Genomic DNA, 19740 nt, shown 5'->3' with positions numbered 1-19740 from the left:
CGGGCCGAAGCCAACGAACATCTCCGGCAGAACCGGCGGATTACGGCGCAAGCGCCTAATCCGCCCTACGCATAAACAACGCCGTCAGAGTACCAATCCTGCGAATTTCTAAGACCGGTTATGGCACTATGCTGACTAATCCGTGCCTCCAAATAAAAAACCCCGCAGCTGTTAAGCTGCGGGGTAAGCTGTCATTAACAAAAGCGTCAAACGACAGAGGTGGAGGAGAGTTGATTAAAACGTTTGCAGTACCAGAAAATGAAACACGGCTGCGGCAAAGGGAAATACAGTTAAGAAGACATATTCTTGCGTTGAAACCGGCATGGGGTGTTACCTCAAATCCATTAAGACCCAAAAAAAGACCAAAAAACAATAAGTACAAAAGCGTCGGGCCGCTGAAACAGTCAGCTGCCGATATTCAGTGTAGGCGATGGGGGTTGGTTGTCTTGTAGACATTTTCTTTATTTTTTGTGCGATATATCTCACAACACTGTTGCGCCAATACAGGGAGAGATCCCGGTGCGGGTCTCTAGGGTTGGCCTGCTTTATAATGTCTTTCTTATTTCCTAAATTTTCAGGTTTTTATTTTGTCGACACGATCAGTTGGTGAGTTGGCCTTTGGTGAGTTGGCGCTGCCGCCAGCGTTGTTGGGTAATCTGGACACCTTGGGTTATGTGCATATGACGCCAATTCAGGCGAGTGCGTTACCGCCTTTGTTGCAGGGCCGGGATTTGATTGCTCAGGCTCACACGGGCACGGGCAAGACGGTGGCGTTTGGTCTTGGGTTGTTGAGCCGGCTGAAGGTGGAGCGGTTTCGGGTGCAGTCTCTGGTGTTGTGTCCCACCCGTGAGTTGGCCGATCAGGTGGCGCGGGAGATCCGCCGTCTGGCCAGGGCGGTTCACAATATTAAGGTGTTGACGCTGTGTGGCGGTATGCCTCTGGGCCCTCAGATTGGTTCGTTGCAACACGGAGCCCATATTGTGGTGGGTACGCCTGGTCGGGTGGAGGAGCATTTGCGTAAGGGGCGGTTGAATCCTGAGTTTATCGATGCGCTGGTGTTGGATGAGGCGGACCGGATGCTGGATATGGGGTTTCAGGACAGTCTGGATAAGATTGTGGAGTTCTTGCCCCGGCAACGTCAGACGTTGTTGTTCAGTGCGACCTACCCGCCCCAAATTGAGGCGATTGCGGGGCGTGTGTTGAGAGAGCCGGTGCGGGTGAGTGCGCACCCCTCGGCTAAACTGGGTGTAATCGAGCAGTTTTTCTATGAGGTCGAGGCGTCCGGTCAGCGACCGCAGGCGGTGACGGACTTATTGGTCAGCGAGCGGCCTGAGTCGGCGATGGTGTTTTGCAATACCAAGCGCGAAACCCAGGAGTTGGCGGATTTTTTGCGCAGCCATGGAGTGGTGGCCTTGGCACTGCATGGGGATTTGATTCAGCGGGATCGTGAGCAGGTGTTGGTGCGCTTTGCCAATCAGAGTGCCACGGTGTTGGTGGCGACGGATGTGGCGGCCCGGGGGCTGGATATTGAGGCGTTGGATTGTGTGATCAATTATCAACCGGCCCGGGACAGTGAGGTGCATGTACATCGCGCGGGGCGTACCGGGCGTGCCGGTTTAAGCGGGCGGGTGCATACGCTGTTTTCTGCCCGCGAGCGTCACAAGCTGGAGCAATTGGAGACGGAGCAGGGGTTGAGCGTCAAGCTTGAAAATTTACCTGAGCCGCTGTCGGATTCCCGGTCGCTGGCTCGTCCTCTGATGGTGACACTGCAAATCGACGGCGGTAAGAAGAATAAGGTGCGTCCCGGCGATATTCTGGGTGCACTGACGGGCAGCGGCGGCATTGAGGGCAGTCAGGTGGGTAAAATCCATATCTCGGATTTTTGTTCTTACGTCGCAGTGCAAAGGCAGTGTGTTAAGAGTGCCTTAAAGAAACTGGGCGGCGGTAAGATCAAAGGTCGAAAGTTTCGGGTACGCCAATTGCGTTGAGCAGTGTGTTGAACCATGGAGCATGTCATGAAGCCAAAGAGTGTTGTCAGTCGCGAGCAATGGTTAGAAAAGCGGGTGGAGTTGCTGGAGCGGGAGAAGGCGTTCACCCGCCTTCGGGATGAGTTATCGGAAGCTCGAAGGGAGCTGCCTTGGGTCGCGGTCGAAAAGGACTACCGTTTTGACACGGAAACCGGTGAGCAGAGTCTGGAGCAGTTGTTTGGGGATTCGGAGCAGCTGTTGATTTATCACTTTATGTTTGGTCCTGAGTGGGAGCAGGGATGCCCGAGTTGTTCATTCTGGGCGGACAGTTATGACGGCGTAGCGGTGCATTTACTGGCGCGTAATATTCGTCTGATGGCGATTTCCCGGGCGCCACTGGAAAACCTTCTGGCTTATCGTGAGCGTATGGGATGGCGTTTTCCCTGGGTGTCTTCTCTGGGGTCGGATTTTAATGTTGATTTTAATGTGTCTTTCACTCCTGAGCAGCAGGCGGGTGCCGAGGCGCAGTATAATTTTCGCAAGGCTCGCTCGGTGGGCGAGGAGTTACCCGGCGTGAGTGTTTTTGCCAAGGGTGACGACGGTCGTGTCTATCACACCTATTCGTGTTACTCCCGTGGCTTGGATGCGCTTAACGGCGCTTATCAGTTGATTGATCTGACCCCGGCCGGGCGCGACGAGGCGGAGTTTGATTTTCCAATGGCCTGGTTGCGACGGCGGGATCAGTACTAAGGTGTGCTTCAGGCTTCTGGATTAATTTGCCATTCAAATTGATCCGCCAGGCAAGAGTGCGGAGACGCCCCCGGGCCGCTCGGGTTGCCTTAGCATTTGTGAATACGGTAGTCTGTGTCGGTCGCAAACATCACGACTTAAAATCTTGACGTCCGTTGCAGGTACAGGATCCTGTGGCGAGAGCACTGCCTTTAGTGCATTCCTGATTAACGGAACCACCCGGTTCCCTAAAAGGAGACGCTCATGTCCGCTACACAATCGCGCCCATTTGGCGCCGACAGTACTACCTACGCCAATATCTTCACCTTTATGGGCCTGCCGCTCTCGCGGGACTTGTCCGCCGATACCGACGCGGTGGTGATGGGGGTGCCCTATGACCTGGCGACCACCGGTCGATCCGGTACCCGCTTCGGTCCTGCCGGTATTCGCCAGGCCTCCAGCCAGTTGCGCTGGGAGCAAAAACGCTGGCCCTGGTCCTTTGCTCTGGCAGAGCGACTGAAGGTCGACGACTACGGTGACATTGTCTATGAGGAAGGCAACAGCGACGAGATGATGGAACTCGTCAGTGCTGAGGCCGACCGCATCATGTCGGCCGGAAAAACCCTGCTGACGCTCGGTGGCGATCACTTTATTACCCTGCCTTTGCTGCGCGCGGCTGCCAGGCACCACGGCCCCATGGCGCTGCTGCATTTTGACGCTCATACCGACACCGAACCGAGTGATGCGCGCTATAACCACGGCTCGATGTTTTATCACGCCCCCAAAGAGGGGTTGATTGATGCCGGGGCCAGCGTCCAGGTCGGTATTCGCACGGAATACGATCCGGCTGATCATGAATTGACAGTTCTGGACGCCGACTGGGCCAATGATCATTCTGCCGAAGCAATCGTGGCTCGCATCAGTTCCGTGATTGGTGATCGACCCGTTTACTTGAGCTTTGACATCGACTGTCTGGATCCGGGTTGTGCGCCTGGTACTGGCACTCCAGTGGCCGGGGGATTGAGCAGCAATAAAGCGCTGCAGATTATTCGCCGATTGTCCGGCCTCAATATTGTGGCGATGGATGTGATGGAGGTGGCTCCCGCCTATGACAGCGGTGAGGTGACGTCCTTGGCCGCTGCGACCCTGGCGCTGGAGATGTTATATGTATTGGCGCAGCGTAAGGGCGATTACGCTAGGGGTTAAGCAGCTGCAGTACCAGCTCGCTGCGAATATTGGCCTGGGCCTGCAGGGCCAGGCCTGCTTCCAGGAGGATATCGTTGCGGGCTTTTTCTGAGCTCTCGCGGGCAAAATCCGTGTCGGCAATACGGGAGCGTGAGGCTTCGGCATTAACGGCACTGCCCTGGAGTTGGGAAATGGTATTGTCGAGACGGTTATTGATAGCGCCCAGGTTACTGGCATTCTCGTTGACCAGCCCCTGAATGGAATCGAGTACCCCGAGGGCGCTCTGGGCGCCGCCGCTGGAACTCAGATCGATGCTGTTAAGGCCGAGGTCGTTGACCTGTTGCAACAGATTTTGTGTGTCGACGCTCAGGGTTTCGCCGCTGTTGCCTCCGATTTGCAAATCCACAGAGCCGGTATTCTTGAACAGGTCGACGCCGTTAAAACTGCTGGTTTCCAGGATTCGGTTAATTTCGTCCCTCAGTTGCAGGGCTTCGGCATTGATCGCTGCGCGGTCGCTGTCGTTGAGAATGCCACTGCCGGCCTGAATCGCCAGTTCCCGAAAGCGTTGCAGGTTTTCGGTAATTGAGCCGAGGCTGCCGTCAGCGGTCTGGATCAGTGAAATGCCATCGTTGGCGTTGCGTACGGCCTGGTTAAAGCCGATGGTTTGTGCACCCAGCCGGTTACTGATAGCCAGGCCGGCGGCATCATCGGCGGCACTGTTAATGCGTAACCCGGACGCCAGTCGGCTGGCGCTGGTCTCGCTGGCGCGCTGGGCCTGTTGAATGCTGGCGAAGAAGTTACCGGTATTTAGCGTAATAGCCATGGCTGAATCCGAGATACACAGATTCCATTATTGTAGGCCTCTGTGGCCAGCAAGTTAACGAGCAAAGGGTTATATAACCTGCAGTTATAGTAGCCAGATGCTATTGGGGAATGCCGGGGCCACCGCAATCTGGTTATAATCCCTGGCACTCCCCGAGGGATCAATTTCCATAACCATAATAATCGCGACATCTATGGATCAGTTGTTTATCGCCGCTCTGGCGTTTTCATTCTCTCAAATTTTGCTCAGCGCGCTGCTATTGCTGCGCAGCCAACGGGACTGGTCGGTGCAGCAGTGGCTGTTTGCGGTCATGCTGACGGCCGTAACGGGTTATCTGCTGGTGCCGCTGGCCGACGGTCGTTGGGGTGCTCTAGTGGTGACCTTTTTACAGACGCTGGTGCCCGGCAGTTTCTGGTTGTTCAGTGCCAGCCTGTTTGAGGAGCGCTTTCAGCTCAAGCCCTGGAAGTTAATCCTGGTGGGCACAACGGTGGTGTTGCCCACCTTGGGAAGCTTGCTCACGATGTCAGGCGCGTTTGTGCCAAAACTGTTGTTCTGGACACTGCCCCAGGCGCTGGAGTTTGTACTGTTGGGACTGGCGATCTGGTCAATCATTCACTACTGGCGCGACGATCTGGTGGAGGCCAGGCGGGACTTGCGGTTGTGGTTCTGTGGTCTGCTGGGCTTGTATATTCTGACGCTGCTGCTGTTCCGGGAACTGATTTTTCCGGGCGCCGAATGGCTGCCCCTGGGGCAATATCTACCCGTCGGTGGAATGTTGCTGATGACCAACGCTCTGTTACTGGAATACAAATCCGGCATTCTGCATCCCGCTGAGCCCAAGCCTCCCATCGCCATAGATATGCTAACGGAAGCCGGGCGCGGAGCGGCTCTGGCGGAAGAAGACTTTGTGGTCGTGGCTGATAATGAGGCGCGGGAGCAAATTTTGCCAAGCAAACCACCCACTGAGGTCGAATCGGCGGATGAGAGTGGCTCCCGCTCCGCCAACACCCTCTCAGAGGTGCCTGATGGGCTGCTGGAGCAGCTGACTCATCTGATGGAGCGAGATTTTGTGTACCGAGAGATGGGTCTGACGATTGGTCAGCTGGCCAATCGTCTCGAACTTCCGGAGTACCGATTGCGTAAAATCATCAATGCCGGCCTCGGCTACCGTAACTTTAACGACTTTCTGAATACCTACCGTATCCGGGAGGCCAGCCAGCGCCTGGCGGATCCCGATGAACGCGAAGTTGCGGTTCTGACCATTGCCCTGGACATCGGCTTCCGCTCGCTGAGTTCCTTCAACAAGGCGTTTAAGGACAGCCTGGGACAAACGCCGACGGAATATCGGGCTGACAAAATTCCGGCAGCCGCCCCCTCTTGATGTTTTCTTGGGCTGTAATCGACTAAAAGTTGTCGCCTGCTCTGGTGAATTTTAGAATTTCACCAGTCCTGGATACGCCAAAAGCCGAATTCTTGCGACGAATTTTGAAATTTGGAAGTTTGTCGCGGTACATCCGGCGATCATGACACCACCTACTGATCAATCCCTGGTGGCGCTTATGACTCCTACAACCTGTTTTTCCCTTCTGTTGGTGCTGATGCTGTCCGGCATGCCTGCAATAGCGGGTGATGAGAAAGGGGAGGCGCTATATCAACGCTGTGCCGCCTGTCATGGTGATCGCGGCCAGGGGAACCAGGCTCTGAAGGCGCCGGCCCTGGCCGGGCAGCAGGCGGATTATCTGTACCGTCAACTCCAACAGTTTCAGTCTGGCTTGCGGGGCAGCGATGCCCGGGATGTAACGGGAGGGCTGATGCGAGTGCAGGTAAAGCATCTTAAAGCGGATGATCTTCAGGTGCTGGCCACTTATCTCGGCACCTTGCCTTCTGCTTCCAAGGGGGGGGCGAAGACCGAAGCGTTTTCCGGCCGCACCGGCTATAACTACTATCAGGCCTCCTGCGGCGGCTGTCATGGTGGCCGGGCGGAGGGCAACCCGGCCTTCAGTGCGCCCAAGCTGGCCGGGCTCAGCGCGGATTATCTGACACGCCAGTTTCGCAACTATGCCGAGGGCATCCGCGGCTCTGACCAATCGGATCGTTACGGGCGTCAAATGCGTATGATGACCCGCAGTTTGCCGGACGACAAAACCCTCGAACAGGTGATTGCCTATATCACCGCCCAGCAACCCTGATGGAGATCGCTGTGAGTCACGTTCGATATTTGTTGATGGTACTGCTGACGATTGCGTCTGCCATTGTAGAAGCCACGGAGTTTCAACTGAATGACCGATGCCCGCCGGGGTTTGAGCTGACACCGGCCAATGCCTGTGAATTGCGGACGCTCTACCAGTTCTATCGATCCAATCAGAACCGCGGTGTCGGTGGCACCCGCACAGGGCTGCCACCTCACCGGGACGGATTTTCACCGCAACAGATTGATCTGGGACGCTTTCTATTTTTTGATCCCGCCTTATCCGGCGATGGCAGTACCTCCTGCGCCAGCTGTCACCACCCCGACAAAGGTTTTGCTGATGGCCGTGACTTGTCAGTCGGAGTTGCCGGCCGCAAAACCGATCGCTCCGCACCGACCTTGTGGAACAGCGCTTTTCTGGATCGCTTTTTCTGGGATGCCCGAGCAGAAACGCTTGAAGAACAGGCCCAAGGCCCACTCTATGCCAAGGCGGAAATGGACAATACCCCGGAGAATCTGCTGACCACCTTGAAATCCAATCGCGCATATGTGGATTTGTTTCGACAGGCATTTCCTTCCCAGGCCGAGCTGACACTGGATCAGATTTATGTCGCTCTGACCGCCTTCCAAACTTCTCTGGTTTCCCTCAACAGCCGTTACGACCAGTACGCCCACGGCAACCATGACGCCCTTAATGAAGAGGAAATTGCCGGGATGAATGTGTTCCGCTCGTTTGTGGCTCGCTGTTCGGAGTGTCATACCCCGCCCCTGTTTACCAATAATCAGATTGCAGTAATTGGTACCCCCGAACCGAAGGGAATGCCTCTCGATATCGGTGCGGAAAAGACCTTTAACGCCGCCAGGCTCAAAGGTGGATTCAAGGTGCCGACACTGCGCAATATCGATTTGACCGCTCCCTACATGCATTCAGGCGTGTTTAAAAATCTTAGAGACGCCACGGAGTTTTATACCAAGGGTCGTGGGCATGCCGTACCTGAAGGGGTAAACATGCAGCTGCATTGGCATATCTGGGAACCTGATCTTACCGACCGTGAGTTGGACTTGATCGTCACCTTTATGAAAACCCTTACCGACGAGACCTTTAAGCCTCGAACGCCGGCCCTGGTTCCATCCGGGCTGACACCGATTTCCCATACAGCTACAGCATCACAAATTGCACACACAGGAGAATAAGATCAGATGAATACAGGAGCAATTATTGCGACGATACTGGTGGCCGGCGCTTTTACCGCCGGGCTTTATACCGGCAAAACGGGAGACGCTGCACCGGTGATTACCTCCAGTGCCAGTGGTGCCAGTTTCAGTGGAGGTTATCAGCATGAAACGCAGCCCGGCAGCGCGAGCAACAGTGCTGTTAGCGACAAAATAAGAGCAGTCGCACCATTGGATCGTGACGGCGATGTGCTGGTGGTCAATGATGGCGAATCGATCCAGGCGGCGGTAAAAAAGGCGCAGCCCGGGGATACGATTCAGGTCATGCCCGGTACCTACAAAGAGACGGTCTATATCGATAAGGATCATATTCGACTGGTGGGTGTGATCGAAAAAGGTAAACGAGCAACGATGGATGGCGAGGGCAAACTCAACGACGCCATCCTTTATTCCGGCAACAACATCGTGGTGGAGAATTTTCAGATCACCAAATACAAGGGCAATGCCATCATGGGGCAGGCCGGTAACAATTTTGAGATCCGCAATAATATTATTGTGGATACCGGTGTCTATGGGATCTTCCCGCAGCTAGGCAAAAACGGCATTGTCGAGCACAACATTATTTCCGGTATTGAAGATGCGGCGATCTACGTGGGCATGAGTGACAATATTCATGTGGCACACAATGAGGTGTTCGACAGCGTTGCCGGTATCGAAATTGAAAACAGTCGCCACGCGATTGTGGAAAACAACTACGTGCACAACAATACCGGCGGTATTCTGGCGTTTATTACACCGGGTCTGCCCATCAAAACCACTTATGATGTGGTTATCCGCAATAACTTTGTGGTGGGCAACAACCACCACAACTTTGGTGCACCGGGTTCAACGGTTGCGGGCATTCCACCCGGTACGGGCGTGCTGATCATGGCGGCGGATGAGGTGATCGTTGAGGGCAATATTATCAGCGACCATAAAACGGCGGGCATTATGATTACCGATCATCATAACGCTCCCAATACAACGATCGATCCGGGTTCAGAGCCGAACCCCGATCGTATTGCATTGCTCGACAATGTCATGGTGAATAACGGCTATGAAACCATTGATGAGATCAAAGCCTTAATGGCGCTGGAATTCAAATCTGCCAATCCGGATATCGTGCATGTGGGCGGCGGCAAGGAAAGCTGCATTATCAATCGCCACCGCTATAACGTTGTGGGGATCAAAGATTTTGGCGAGTGTGACTTTACCAACACCGATGCCTTGGACACCTACCTGCTGGACGAACCGGTTCCACCGCGGGACATTTCCGGCAGTGACCGCGGCAAGATTGCCTACCTGGGTATCTGCACCGGCTGTCACACCTATACCGGTCGTATGATCGGGCCACCCGTGCAGCAGATTCAAGCGCTGTATATGGACGACCCGCACGGACTGGCGCAATACATTGCCAGCCCTGTTAAGAAGCGTCCGGATTATCCGGAGATGCCGCCCCAGAATTATCTGGATCAGGAAACGCGCCTGGCGGTGGCGGAGTATATGTTGTCGCGGACAAATTAATCTGCAACCTGCAACCTGCAATGCCTAATGCAGTGATGATAGTGACTGGTCGAGTTGCAGTAGCAATGCGATCAGTCTTTCTTCGTTGGTATTCACGGTTGCAAAATATTCTTCTGCGATTGGAGTTACACCGCATTGACTGGGCAGTGGTACCTCAGCATCCATCATCGCATGCAGCCGTTCCAGTAAAATAAATTGGATCCACTCCGGCAGGCTCAGTGTGTCGATACAGAAGGGTTGGGTGCTGGCGAGAGCTTCTTGTGTGGGACGCTCTTCGCTCCACAGTTCCAGGTTCTTAAGCTCCGTTTCGATGTCCAGCAGTAGCGCGCGGATCTTGTCGGTCATAGGTGTAACTTCGTGAAAACCGGTTCAGGCAATCTGTCGGCTAAACGGCGGCAGCGAGTTCAATATCGCGGTACCGTAGCGACGGGTGACAATGCGTCGGTCGAGCAGGCTGACGGTACCGGTGTCGGATTCCGTTCGCAGCAGCCGCCCGCAGGCCTGCACCAGTTTAATGGCGGCATCGGGCACGGTGATTTCCATAAACGGGTTACCACCTCTGGCTTCGATCCACTCCGACAGTGAGGCTTCCACGGGATCGTCGGGCACGGCAAAGGGTATTTTGGCAATCACCACATGGCTGCAGTAATCCCCCGGCAGGTCCACACCTTCGGCAAAGCTGGCGAGGCCGAAAATCACGCTGCCCTCGCCACCATCAATACGGCGTTTGTGTTCGTCGATCAGGGCCTGTTTGGAGCGGTCACCCTGGACCAGGATCAAGTCCTGCCAGTCGTTGGGCAGTGCGTCATAGACGTCCAGCATTTGTCGCCGTGAGGAAAACAGCACCAGGCTGCCGCAGTTCATGTCCAGCAGTTGGGGCAGTGCATCCACTACTGAAAGCGTATGGTCGGAGGCGTTGCTGGCGTCAGTGGCCATCGGAGGCACGCTGAGTGTGCCGGCACTGGCGAAGTCAAACGGACTGGGTACAACGTGGTATTGGCTGTCAGCCGGGGTGCCGGCGCGCATCATCAGGCGATCAAATCTACCCAGGGCAGTGAGGGTGGCGGAGGTGACCACGGCGCCGCAGCATTGGTTCCAGAGCCCGTACTCCAGAGTGCGGGAGGCGAGAATGGGGCTGGAGCAGACTTCGAAGTCGAGGTTGCCACCCTGCTCCACCAGGGTAAACCAGCGCGCCTTTGGCGGTGCGCCCTCGGGGTCGGGCACAGCGTAGCTGGCCCAGAGTTCGCGGTTGGCTTCAGCCCGCGATTGCCAGACGCCCACCACTGGAAAGGCATTTTCCAGGTCCACTTTGGGGACGGGGCAGTGGGGGTCTTCCATGGCTTCGTTGATCTCGTTGGCCATTTTACCCAGCAGATCGCTGAGGCGATCAAAGGCCCTTTGGATATCCACGCAGGGCATTTGCATGCTCTGAGGGATGACACCGCCGTCAAAGCGGTAGCGGGGGGTGTGGTCGCTGGGATCGATGCCGTCCGCCAGGGCCTGGAACATGGGGATGACCTTGTCCATTTCCTGTTTGGCATCGAGCATGGCGGCGGGCAGCTGCTCGCCAAAGCGGTCGACATTGCCGGCACCACTGACCTGGGCCAACAGATTGGCCAGGGGTTTTTGACTTTGGTCCAGCCATTTGCTGGTGCTGATAAGGCGGCTGTGGTGGGCAAAGTGGTTGAGGGCTTTGTCCGGCAGGTGGTGGCCTTCGTCAAAGATGTAGATGCTGTCTTCAGGGGCGGGCAGAATGGCGCCTCCGCCCAATGCCAGGTCCGCCAGCACAAGGTCGTGGTTGGTGACGATGCAGTCCTGGCTGCCGAGGTTGTCGCGGGCGCGCATAAAGCTGCAGGCGCTGACGTTGGCACAGCGGCGGCCGGTACATTGGCGGTGGTCGGTTGTGATCCGCTGCCAGTCTTCGTCTTGTACGCCGTCTTCCCAGGTGTCTTTGTCGCCATCCCATTTGTTGGCGGCCATGGCTTCCATCATGGTTTGATAGATTTTGACGCTTTGCTCGCCCACCTGGGGCATTTCGTCTTCGTACAGGGGCTGGGTGGGGTTGGCTGCCATTTCGACATCGCTGAGTATGCGGTCGAGTTTGGAGAGGCAGAGGTAGCGTCCGCGGCCTTTGGCCAGGGCGACTTTGAAATGCAGGCCGCTGTGGCGAAGGATTTCGGGGATGTCTTTGTTGACGATTTGTTCCTGCAGGGCGACGGTGGCGGTGGACACGACGAGTTTTTTGCCCAGGGCTTGAGCGATGGGCAGTGCCGCCAGCAGGTAGGCAACGGTTTTGCCGGTACCGGTGCCGGCTTCGACGACGCAGATGTGGCCTTCGCTGTCTCTTTTGCCTTCGTCATCGAGGGAGATGTTGCCGAGGGTTTTGGCAATTTCGGCGATCATCAGTTTTTGGCCGTAGCGAGCCTTGAGTTCCCGGCTTTGGAGGAACTGGCTGTAGGCGCCCTGGATGGTTTTTTTGAGGTCCGGTGTGAGCATGGTCTGGTGTAGGCAAAAGCCAGCAGTTTACCGGTTTATGGGGTGTGGGGCATCAGATATTGGATTGATTCTTGCTCTTTGTCGTGAAGGGGACGGAGGTGCTTACACCACCGTCCCCTATGGGCCACAGGATGTTAGCCGCCAAGTATTCTTTCAGCCAGCCCTTTGGTAGAGCTATCCCAGCTATCAGGCAGCTCGCCGGACACCAGCGCCTTATCGATCTGAACACCCAGCTGTTTGCCCAGTTCAACACCCCACTGATCATAGGCGTTGATATTGAGCAGTACGCTGAGGACGTAGACTTTGTGCTCGTACAGTGCGATCAGGCTACCCAGTGAGTTGGGGGTGAGGCGGTCGAGCAGCAAGGTGTTGCTGGGTCGATTGCCCGGAATCACTTTGTGGCTGGCGAGGCGTTGTATATCGTCTTCGCTGCGGCCTTCGTCGCGCAGCTCCTGTTCGGCTCGTTGCAGGCTTTTGCCGGCCAGTAAGGCCTGACTCTGGCTGAGACAGCAGCCCAGCAATTGGCGGTGTTGGCCTTGGTGGGGGTGGTTGGGTTTCAGGGTGGCGATAAAGTCGACGGGGATCATCGCGGTGCCCTGGTGGAACAGCTGGTGGAAGGAGTGTTGGCCGTTGCTTTCTTCGGTGCCCCAGATGGCGATGCCGGTGGGATAGTCAACGGGGGTGCCTTCGCGGTTGACGCATTTACCCAGGCTTTCCATGTCCAGTTGTTGCATGTAGTCGGGCAGGCGCTGCAGTTGGTGGCAGTAGGGCAGTACCGCCTGGCTTTGGGCGCCCCAGCACTGGCTGTACCAGAAGGTCAGCAGGGCCAGCAGGACCGGCATGTTGGCCTCGAAGGGGGCTTCAGCGAAGTGATCGTCCATGGCGCCGGCGCCGGCCAGCAGTTGTTGGAAGTGTTCCCAACCCACGGCGAGGGCAATGGGCAGACCAATGGCGGACCAGAGGCTGTAGCGGCCGCCCACCCAGTCCCACATGGGAAAGATGTTGTCGCTGTTAATGCCGAAGGCGGTGGCCTTGGCGAGGTTGGTGCTGATGGCGACAAAGTGATGTTGCAGCTGGTCTTCGGCGCAGCCGGCGTCGAGCATCCACTGGCGGGCGGTGGTGGCGTTTTCCAAAGTCTCCAGGGTGGTGAAGGATTTGGAGGCGACGATAAATAAGGTGGTCTTTGGATTCAGGTTCTTGAGGGTGTGGAAGATTTCGGCGCCGTCGATGTTGGCAACAAAGTGCACCTTGACGGGCTGCTGGTGGTAGTCGCAGAGGGCCTTGCAAACCATGCGCGGGCCCAGGTCGGAGCCACCAATGCCGATGTTAACCACGTCGGTGATGGTGTCGTTTTCGTATCCTTTCCAGTTTCCGCTGTGCACCTGTTCAACGAAGGCGGCCATTTTCTTTTGAGTTTCTTCGACGTCAGCACCTTCGCGGGTAAGGCTGCTGCCGGCACGCAGGAGGCTGTGCCAGGCAGGGCGGTCTTCGGTGTTATTGACCGATTCTCCATTCAGCAGGGCTTTGATGGCCTGTTCGAGTCCGGCCTCACGGGTCAGCTGCAGCAGCAGTGACAGGGTGTCTTCAGTGAGGTGGGACTTGGAGTAGTCCAGCAGGATCGGGCCCATTTCCAGCGTCATTTGCCGGGCGCGGTCGGGGTTGTCTGCGAACAGTTCGGCAAGGCTGCTCTGCCACTGTTGGCGGTGTTGCTGAAGTTTTGGAAAAGAGGGAAGGTGCTGACTGAGTTCAGCTTTGAGGGTGTTGGTATTCATAAGCTCACTACACGTTATCCGGTGATTGTTTTAAAAACGAATCCAGAATCTGTTCTTGTGTCCACACGAGCTTTAATTATAGGAGGCTCCCATCTGTTGTGGGTTGGCCTCGCCAGCCGCCGGGCGACCCTCTTTGTGGTCAGCTTATGCGATCGGCTGGAGGTGCGTATTGTAGCGCCAACAGTCCGGCTTTGGCCATCTTAAAAGGTGGTTTAACCGGACATCGGCGAAAGGCATACCAGTCAGGTGTCAACTGCGTACCGGTTTGGCGGCCAATATTCAGTGATTGCGACTGATAGCAAATTCTGCCAGGTCGATCATGGCCTGACGGAAGCGGTTGTCCGGCAGTTGCTGCAGTTGTTCTATGGCCAGATCCGCCTGCTGGCGTGCACTCTGGGCGGTGTACTCCAGGGCGCCACAGCGTTTCACAATGGCAACGATGTCGTCCAGTTGTTCCAGGCCGCCTTCGCGGATGGCAGTGGCGATCAGCGCCGATTCTTCGGCGGTGCCTTCGCGCATGGCGTAAATCAGGGGCAGAGTGGGTTTGCCTTCGGCCAGGTCGTCGCCGACATTTTTGCCCAGAGCCTCTGCATCGCCTTCGTAGTCCAGGGCGTCGTCCACCAGCTGGAAGGCCAGGCCCAGATGATCACCATAGCGTTTCAGTGCCTGGCGCTGGGCGTCAGTGGCGCCGGCCAGAACGGCCGCGGTCTCACAGGCGGCTTCGAACAGAGCACCGGTCTTTTTATAGATGACCTGAAGGTAGTTGTCTTCGCTGACGCTGGGGTCTTTGGCATTGACCAGCTGCTGCACCTCTCCCTCGGAGATGGTGTTGGTGGTATTGGAGAGGATTTCCATAATCTCCATGTCGCCAATGGCCACCATCATCTGGAACGCGCGGGAGTAGAGAAAGTCGCCCACCAATACGCTGGGGGCATTGCCCCACTTGGCATTGGCGGTCAGGCGGCCGCGTCGCATGCTGGAGATATCCACCACGTCGTCGTGGAGCAGGGTCGCTGTATGGATAAACTCAATAATGGCCGCCAGGTCCAGATGCTGCTGCCTGTCTGCTCCAGGGTACCCCAGGGCGTTGGCGCTGAGCAGCACCAGCAGCGGCCGCAGGCGCTTGCCTCCGGCCTCCACCAGATAATGGCCAATGTTTTCCACCAGATCGACGTTGGAATGCAGTTGATCGATGATCAGCTGATTAACGGCGGTGAAATCCTCGGCAACGGCTTGATGGAAGGGCAACATAGAGGGGCCTGACTGCTTATCTGTGGGAGGGTGCTGCAAACAGCGCATGCTAGGGGCCTCTGGGGCGCACGTCAAGCGTCAGGGCCGCTGCCCGGCCGATGGTCAGTGGCGCGCAAGTCATTAATGGCCCAGGCCTGCATTCAAGGTTGCCCGAGGCTTGCGGTGGCTTTGCTGATGCCGTAAAATGCGCGCCCCTGCCATAACCAGGCAGGTTTTTATTGTATTAGGTAAAGTTGGTTTAGGTATACGGCGCAAGCGCAGGTTAAATGTGCCCGGTTTATCCCGGTACTGCTTCGTGTCGTCCAGTATCTAGTCAATGATCTATATATTGGAGCATGCAAATGTACGCAGTTATCAAGAGTGGTGGCAAGCAGCACCGCGTAGTGGAAGGCGAAGTCCTGAAGCTGGAAAAGATTGAAGTAGCCACCGGCGAAACCGTTGAGTTCGACGATGTTCTGCTGGTAGCCAATGGCGACGACATCAAGATCGGCGCGCCCGTTGTTGAAGGTGCCAAGGTAACCGCTGAGGTGGTTAGCCACGGTCGCGGCGAGAAGGTGAAGATCATCAAGTTCCGTCGTCGTAAGCACAGCATGAAGCGCCAGGGTCACCGTCAGTGGTACACTGAGGTGAAGATCACTGGTATCCAAGGCTAATTAAGAGAAGATTTAGGAGTTTGACTCATGGCTCATAAAAAGGCTGGTGGTAGTACTCGAAACGGTCGCGACTCCGAGAGTAAGCGACTGGGTGTAAAGCGTTTTGGTGGTCAGGCGGTTCTGGCTGGCAATATCCTGGTTCGTCAGCGTGGCACTCGTTTTCACGCTGGTGACAATGTAGGTATTGGCAAGGACCACACTCTGTTCGCAAAGTCCGACGGCGTTGTGAAGTTTGAAGTGAAAGGCCCTAAAAACCGCAAGTTCGTCAGCATCGTCGCCGCTTAAGCGACTGCTCAAAACTTCGGTTTTAGATCCGCGCGCCGTGCGTGACGGATCCACCCGCAAAAGCCCTGTCGACCAACGATAGGGCTTTTGTATTTTTAGAATGTTGATTTTTGAGTTCGCAGCCTGGCTGCGCAGACCCGGAGAAGACTCATGAAGTTTGTGGATGAGGCCCCCATTTTTGTAGCCGCCGGTGACGGTGGTAACGGCTGCATGAGTTTCTGGCGAGAGAAGTTCGTGGCCAAAGGCGGGCCCGATGGTGGCGATGGCGGTGATGGCGGCAGTGTTTATCTTGAGGCCGACAGCGAACTCAATACGCTGGTGGACTATCGCTACCAGCCCAAATACCGGGCGCAGAACGGTCAGTCGGGGCGTGGTGCCAATTGCACCGGAGCCAAGGGTTCTGACTTGATTCTCAAGGTTCCTGTGGGTACCACCGTGCTGGACACGGACACTGAAGAAAAGCTCGGTGATCTAACCGAAGTGGGACAGCGTTTGATGGTGGCCAGAGGCGGCTTCCACGGTATTGGCAATGCTCGATTCAAGTCCAGTGTTAACCGTGCGCCACGCCAGACCAAGCCGGGTCAGCCGGGAGAGCAGCGCAATCTCAAGCTGGAGCTGAAGGTGCTGGCGGACGTTGGGCTCCTGGGGTTGCCCAATGCCGGTAAGAGTACCTTTATTCGGGCGGTTTCTTCCGCCAAGCCCAAAGTGGCTGATTACCCTTTTACAACTCTGGTGCCCAATCTGGGTGTGGTAAAAGTGCAGTCTCACCGCAGTTTTGTGGTGGCTGACATTCCCGGTGTCATCGAGGGAGCATCAGAAGGCGCCGGTCTGGGGATTCGCTTCCTCAAGCATTTGACCCGTTGCCGCGTATTACTGCATCTTGTGGACATGTTCCCGTTTGACGGTTCAGACCCGGCGCATAACGCCCAGACGATCATCGACGAATTGGGCCAGTTTTCGCCGACCCTGGCTAAACGTGAGCGTTGGTTATTACTCAATAAAGTGGATTTGCTGCCGCCCGATGAGGTGGAGCAGCGCTGTCAGGATGTTATCGACAAGCTTGGGTGGGAAGGCCCGGTATTCCGGATCGCCGCCATCAACAAGCAAGGCACACAGGCATTGTGTGGTCAGGTGCTGGATCACCTGGAAAGTTGTTGGGAGGCCGAGGAGAATGATCCGGAGATGGCTGCAGCTGAGCTGACTCTGCAGAATGACATGCAGGACGAGGCCCGGGAGCGAATCGAAGAGCTGCGAGAGCGTCATCGTGCCAAGCGCCAGGCTGCCAAAGACGGGGATGACGACGATTTTGATGATGACGACTACGACGTCGATTTTGAATATGTGCCTTAAGGTCGGGCCATTGCGGTTGAGAATCAAGTGGGATGAGTATTAGAGCAAACCTTAACAGCGCCCGCCGCTGGGTGGTCAAAATTGGCAGTGCCCTGCTGACGGACAATGGTCGTGGCCTGGATGAAAAGGCTATTGCTGGCTGGGTGGAGCAGTTGGCGCAGCTGCAAAAGCAGGGCGTTGAGTTGGTGTTGGTGTCTTCCGGAGCGGTTGCCGCCGGCATGACCCGCCTGGGCTGGAGTCAACGCCCCGACACGATTCACGAATTGCAGGCCGCTGCGGCTGTCGGCCAGACCGGTCTGGTGCAAACCTATGAACAAGAGTTTTCCCGTTACGGCCTGAAAACGGCTCAGGTGTTGCTCGATCACGATGATCTCTCCAATCGGCAGCGCTATCTTAACGCTCGCTCAACCATTCGTGCGCTGACCGGGCTGGGTGTGATTCCCATCGTTAACGAAAACGATACCGTGGTGACCGACGAGATTCGTTTTGGCGATAACGATACCCTGGGCGCTTTGGTTGCCAACCTTGTCGAGGCGGAAGTGCTGGTGATTCTCACGGATCAGGACGGTATGTTTACGGCGGATCCGCGTTCCAATCCGGATGCACAGTTGATTACAGAAACAGCGGCTTCCGACTCCAGTCTGGATGGTAAGGCTGGCGATGGCGGCAAATTGGGGCGGGGTGGAATGATCACAAAGGTGAAGGCCGCCCGGCTGGCAGCCCGATCAGGTGCCCACACGATTATTGTCGGTGGTCGTATCGATAATGTGATTGGTCGCTTGCGAAAAGGTGAGCTGCTGGGGACATTGCTGACAGCTGATCAGCAGCCTCAAGCTGCCCGCAAGCGCTGGCTGGCGGGGCACTTGCAGGTACGCGGGCAGCTTCAGTTGGATGATGGTGCGGTGCGAGTTCTGAGCCAGAAAGGCCGAAGCTTATTGCCTGTGGGGGTCAGTCGTGTCAGTGGTGACTTCAATCGTGGTGATATGGTGTCCTGTGTTGACAGCAGTGGTCACGAAGTGGCGCGCGGGTTGGTGAATTACAGCGTGCAGGAGTCGCGGCGCATTATTGGCCGCCCCAGCGAAGAAATTGAAGAGCGCTTGGGTTATGTGGATGAGCCAGAACTGATCCACCGGGATAACCTGGTGATGTTGTAGCGCGGTCATAGTTAGGAAGGTTTATGAGCATTTTTAAAAGTCACATTGATGCAATGTCCGCTTACCAGCCGCCGCTTGAGGGGCGTGATCCCAAGTCCTACACGCTGCTGGACTTTAACGAGCGTACGATCGACGTAGCTGAGCCGGTGCGCAGAGCGTTGGAGGATTTTATCAACAGTGGTCGGCTGCAGATGTATCCGTCCTATGGGGATATTACCGATCGTATCGCCGCCTACTGTGGTGTGGATGCCGGGCAGGTGATGATTACCAATGGCTCCGATCATGGCATCGATCTGATTATTCGCAGTGCCTGCCGCGAAGGTGACGAGATCATAATTCCCGGGCCAAGCTTTGCCATGTATACCCAGTGCGCTCAGATCGAAAACCTGAGTATTGTGGAGCCTCACTACACTCGGGAGGGAGGCTACCCGGTCGAGGAGGTAATTGCCTCGGTGACGGATCGTACCAGGGTGATCATCATCTCGAACCCCAACAACCCCTGTGGGACCCTTGTGGCTCCGGAAGAGATTGTACGCATTGCCAAGGCGGCGCCGGGGGCAGCGATTCTGGTGGACGAGTGCTATTTCGAGTACAGCAAGACCACCGTGGCGGATCGGCTGGTGGAGTGTCCCAATATTCTGATCACCCGCACCTTTTCCAAAACCTGGGGATTGCCTTCGATCCGCCTGGGTTACGTCCTGAGTGCGACTGAGAATATTAACGCGCTGCTTTGTGTGCGTGGCCCCTACGATATCAATCAATTGGCCGTGGTGGCGGTGGACGCGGCGCTAAACTCGCCGGAGGTCACGCTCAGCTATGTTGATGAGGTGATGCAGGTTTCCAAGCCTTTGCTGGAGGCGTTTCTCGATGAGCGAGGCATCGATTACTGGCCGAGCGCGGCCAACTATCTATGGGTGTTTCCGGAAGATCCCGTAGCGGTCAATCAGGCGCTGGAAGCACGGCATATTTTGGTGCGGCCCAAGGTGGATAGAGAGGGGCGTCAGGGATTACGGATGACTGTTGGTACGGAAGCGCAGACCAGGGCTCTGGTTGGGGTGCTGGAAGACATCTTCTGATTCGCGATTGCGGAAAGATCCAGATGCAACAGACACAAAAAAGCCGGCGATTGCCGGCTTTTTTGTGTCTGACCC

Annotated in this window: 17 protein-coding genes; 12 read left to right on the top strand and 5 right to left on the bottom strand. The window is 56.2% G+C overall.

All coding sequences use genetic code 11. The features are described 5' to 3' along the window. Nucleotides 1–587 precede the first annotated feature (587 nt). The 3 genes from dbpA to speB all read left to right on the top strand — a co-directional run bounded on the left by dbpA (nucleotide 588) and on the right by speB (nucleotide 3902). Complete coding sequence (dbpA, locus tag HBA55_RS11815) at nucleotides 588–1988, top strand: ATP-dependent RNA helicase DbpA (protein ID WP_166990896.1); 1401 nt, start codon at nucleotides 588–590, stop codon at nucleotides 1986–1988. Nucleotides 1989–2015: 27 nt separating this feature from the next. Then, entirely contained in the window at nucleotides 2016–2717 is a 702-nt protein-coding gene (locus HBA55_RS11810) for a DUF899 domain-containing protein (RefSeq protein WP_166990893.1), read from the top strand. A gap of 243 nt (nucleotides 2718–2960) precedes the next feature. After that, a complete protein-coding gene (gene speB / locus HBA55_RS11805; protein WP_166990890.1) occupies nucleotides 2961–3902 on the top strand; it encodes an agmatinase in 942 nt (313 codons plus the stop codon). On the opposite strand, the gene HBA55_RS11800 is transcribed toward speB, so the two are convergent. Beyond that, entirely contained in the window at nucleotides 3892–4704 is an 813-nt protein-coding gene (locus HBA55_RS11800; protein WP_166990887.1) for a flagellin N-terminal helical domain-containing protein, read from the bottom strand. The two genes, speB and HBA55_RS11800, sit on opposite strands and share 11 nt — an antisense overlap. 193 nt (nucleotides 4705–4897) lie before the next feature. Between HBA55_RS11800 and HBA55_RS11795 the strand changes: the two genes are divergently transcribed. The 4 genes from HBA55_RS11795 (at nucleotide 4898) to HBA55_RS11780 (ending at nucleotide 9628) form a co-directional block, all read left to right on the top strand. Further along, nucleotides 4898–6085, top strand: coding sequence for a helix-turn-helix domain-containing protein (locus tag HBA55_RS11795; protein WP_240946003.1), 1188 nt, complete (start codon nucleotides 4898–4900; stop codon nucleotides 6083–6085). A gap of 178 nt (nucleotides 6086–6263) precedes the next feature. Then, nucleotides 6264–6893, top strand: a complete 630-nt coding sequence (locus tag HBA55_RS11790) for a c-type cytochrome (protein ID WP_166990884.1) — start codon at nucleotides 6264–6266, stop codon at nucleotides 6891–6893. 11 nt (nucleotides 6894–6904) lie between these two features. Then, the gene (locus tag HBA55_RS11785) at nucleotides 6905–8086 is read left to right on the top strand and encodes a cytochrome-c peroxidase (protein ID WP_338109399.1); all 1182 of its coding nucleotides are present in this window, start codon (nucleotides 6905–6907) and stop codon (nucleotides 8084–8086) included. 6 nt (nucleotides 8087–8092) lie between these two features. Further along, nucleotides 8093–9628, top strand: coding sequence for a parallel beta-helix domain-containing protein (locus HBA55_RS11780; RefSeq protein WP_166990879.1), 1536 nt, complete (start codon nucleotides 8093–8095; stop codon nucleotides 9626–9628). Between the two features lie 24 nt (nucleotides 9629–9652). Here HBA55_RS11780 and HBA55_RS11775 read toward each other — a convergent pair whose 3' ends face one another. The 4 genes from HBA55_RS11775 to ispB all read right to left on the bottom strand — a co-directional run bounded on the left by HBA55_RS11775 (nucleotide 9653) and on the right by ispB (nucleotide 15147). After that, a complete protein-coding gene (locus HBA55_RS11775) occupies nucleotides 9653–9973 on the bottom strand; it encodes a YqcC family protein (RefSeq protein WP_166990876.1) in 321 nt (106 codons plus the stop codon). 24 nt (nucleotides 9974–9997) lie between these two features. Then, complete coding sequence (gene dinG / locus HBA55_RS11770) at nucleotides 9998–12124, bottom strand: ATP-dependent DNA helicase DinG (protein ID WP_166990873.1); 2127 nt, start codon at nucleotides 12122–12124, stop codon at nucleotides 9998–10000. A 134-nt stretch (nucleotides 12125–12258) separates the two neighbouring features. Next, nucleotides 12259–13896 carry a glucose-6-phosphate isomerase gene (pgi, locus tag HBA55_RS11765; protein ID WP_166990870.1) on the bottom strand — a complete coding sequence of 546 codons (1638 nt, stop codon included), beginning with the start codon at nucleotides 13894–13896 and terminating at the stop codon, nucleotides 12259–12261. 279 nt (nucleotides 13897–14175) lie between these two features. Further along, the gene (gene ispB, locus HBA55_RS11760; protein ID WP_166991032.1) at nucleotides 14176–15147 is read right to left on the bottom strand and encodes an octaprenyl diphosphate synthase; all 972 of its coding nucleotides are present in this window, start codon (nucleotides 15145–15147) and stop codon (nucleotides 14176–14178) included. A 341-nt stretch (nucleotides 15148–15488) separates the two neighbouring features. Between ispB and rplU the strand changes: the two genes are divergently transcribed. From rplU to HBA55_RS11735, 5 genes are all read left to right on the top strand, one after another. After that, on the top strand, nucleotides 15489–15800 hold the full coding sequence (gene rplU / locus HBA55_RS11755; protein ID WP_166990868.1) for a 50S ribosomal protein L21: 312 nt from the start codon (nucleotides 15489–15491) through the stop codon (nucleotides 15798–15800). 27 nt (nucleotides 15801–15827) lie between these two features. Beyond that, the gene (rpmA, locus tag HBA55_RS11750; protein ID WP_166990863.1) at nucleotides 15828–16085 is read left to right on the top strand and encodes a 50S ribosomal protein L27; all 258 of its coding nucleotides are present in this window, start codon (nucleotides 15828–15830) and stop codon (nucleotides 16083–16085) included. A gap of 150 nt (nucleotides 16086–16235) precedes the next feature. After that, nucleotides 16236–17435, top strand: coding sequence for an Obg family GTPase CgtA (gene cgtA, locus HBA55_RS11745; protein WP_166990860.1), 1200 nt, complete (start codon nucleotides 16236–16238; stop codon nucleotides 17433–17435). Between the two features lie 32 nt (nucleotides 17436–17467). Continuing rightward, nucleotides 17468–18589, top strand: coding sequence for a glutamate 5-kinase (gene proB / locus HBA55_RS11740; RefSeq protein ID WP_166990857.1), 1122 nt, complete (start codon nucleotides 17468–17470; stop codon nucleotides 18587–18589). A 23-nt stretch (nucleotides 18590–18612) separates the two neighbouring features. After that, on the top strand, nucleotides 18613–19665 hold the full coding sequence (locus tag HBA55_RS11735; protein ID WP_166990854.1) for a pyridoxal phosphate-dependent aminotransferase: 1053 nt from the start codon (nucleotides 18613–18615) through the stop codon (nucleotides 19663–19665). Nucleotides 19666–19740: the final 75 nt, after the last annotated feature.

Origin of the sequence: Pseudomaricurvus alkylphenolicus (assembly GCF_011683955.1) — a bacterium.
Classification (GTDB): domain Bacteria; phylum Pseudomonadota; class Gammaproteobacteria; order Pseudomonadales; family Cellvibrionaceae; genus Pseudomaricurvus; species Pseudomaricurvus alkylphenolicus.
This window is presented reverse-complemented; position numbering and strand designations above follow the sequence as displayed.

Excerpts from the sequence above, each read along its gene's own strand:
- HBA55_RS11810 (WP_166990893.1), top strand. The coding sequence starts at position 2,016 with ATGAAGCCAAAGAGTGTTGTCAGTCGCGAGCAATGGTTAGAAAAGCGG.
- speB (WP_166990890.1), top strand. The coding sequence starts at position 2,961 with ATGTCCGCTACACAATCGCGCCCATTTGGCGCCGACAGTACTACCTAC.
- HBA55_RS11800 (WP_166990887.1), bottom strand. The coding sequence starts at position 4,704 with ATGGCTATTACGCTAAATACCGGTAACTTCTTCGCCAGCATTCAACAG.
- HBA55_RS11795 (WP_240946003.1), top strand. The coding sequence starts at position 4,898 with ATGGATCAGTTGTTTATCGCCGCTCTGGCGTTTTCATTCTCTCAAATT.
- HBA55_RS11790 (WP_166990884.1), top strand. The coding sequence starts at position 6,264 with ATGACTCCTACAACCTGTTTTTCCCTTCTGTTGGTGCTGATGCTGTCC.
- HBA55_RS11780 (WP_166990879.1), top strand. The coding sequence starts at position 8,093 with ATGAATACAGGAGCAATTATTGCGACGATACTGGTGGCCGGCGCTTTT.
- HBA55_RS11775 (WP_166990876.1), bottom strand. The coding sequence starts at position 9,973 with ATGACCGACAAGATCCGCGCGCTACTGCTGGACATCGAAACGGAGCTT.
- dinG (WP_166990873.1), bottom strand. The coding sequence starts at position 12,124 with ATGCTCACACCGGACCTCAAAAAAACCATCCAGGGCGCCTACAGCCAG.
- pgi (WP_166990870.1), bottom strand. The coding sequence starts at position 13,896 with ATGAATACCAACACCCTCAAAGCTGAACTCAGTCAGCACCTTCCCTCT.
- ispB (WP_166991032.1), bottom strand. The coding sequence starts at position 15,147 with ATGTTGCCCTTCCATCAAGCCGTTGCCGAGGATTTCACCGCCGTTAAT.
- rplU (WP_166990868.1), top strand. The coding sequence starts at position 15,489 with ATGTACGCAGTTATCAAGAGTGGTGGCAAGCAGCACCGCGTAGTGGAA.
- rpmA (WP_166990863.1), top strand. The coding sequence starts at position 15,828 with ATGGCTCATAAAAAGGCTGGTGGTAGTACTCGAAACGGTCGCGACTCC.
- cgtA (WP_166990860.1), top strand. The coding sequence starts at position 16,236 with ATGAAGTTTGTGGATGAGGCCCCCATTTTTGTAGCCGCCGGTGACGGT.
- proB (WP_166990857.1), top strand. The coding sequence starts at position 17,468 with ATGAGTATTAGAGCAAACCTTAACAGCGCCCGCCGCTGGGTGGTCAAA.
- HBA55_RS11735 (WP_166990854.1), top strand. The coding sequence starts at position 18,613 with ATGAGCATTTTTAAAAGTCACATTGATGCAATGTCCGCTTACCAGCCG.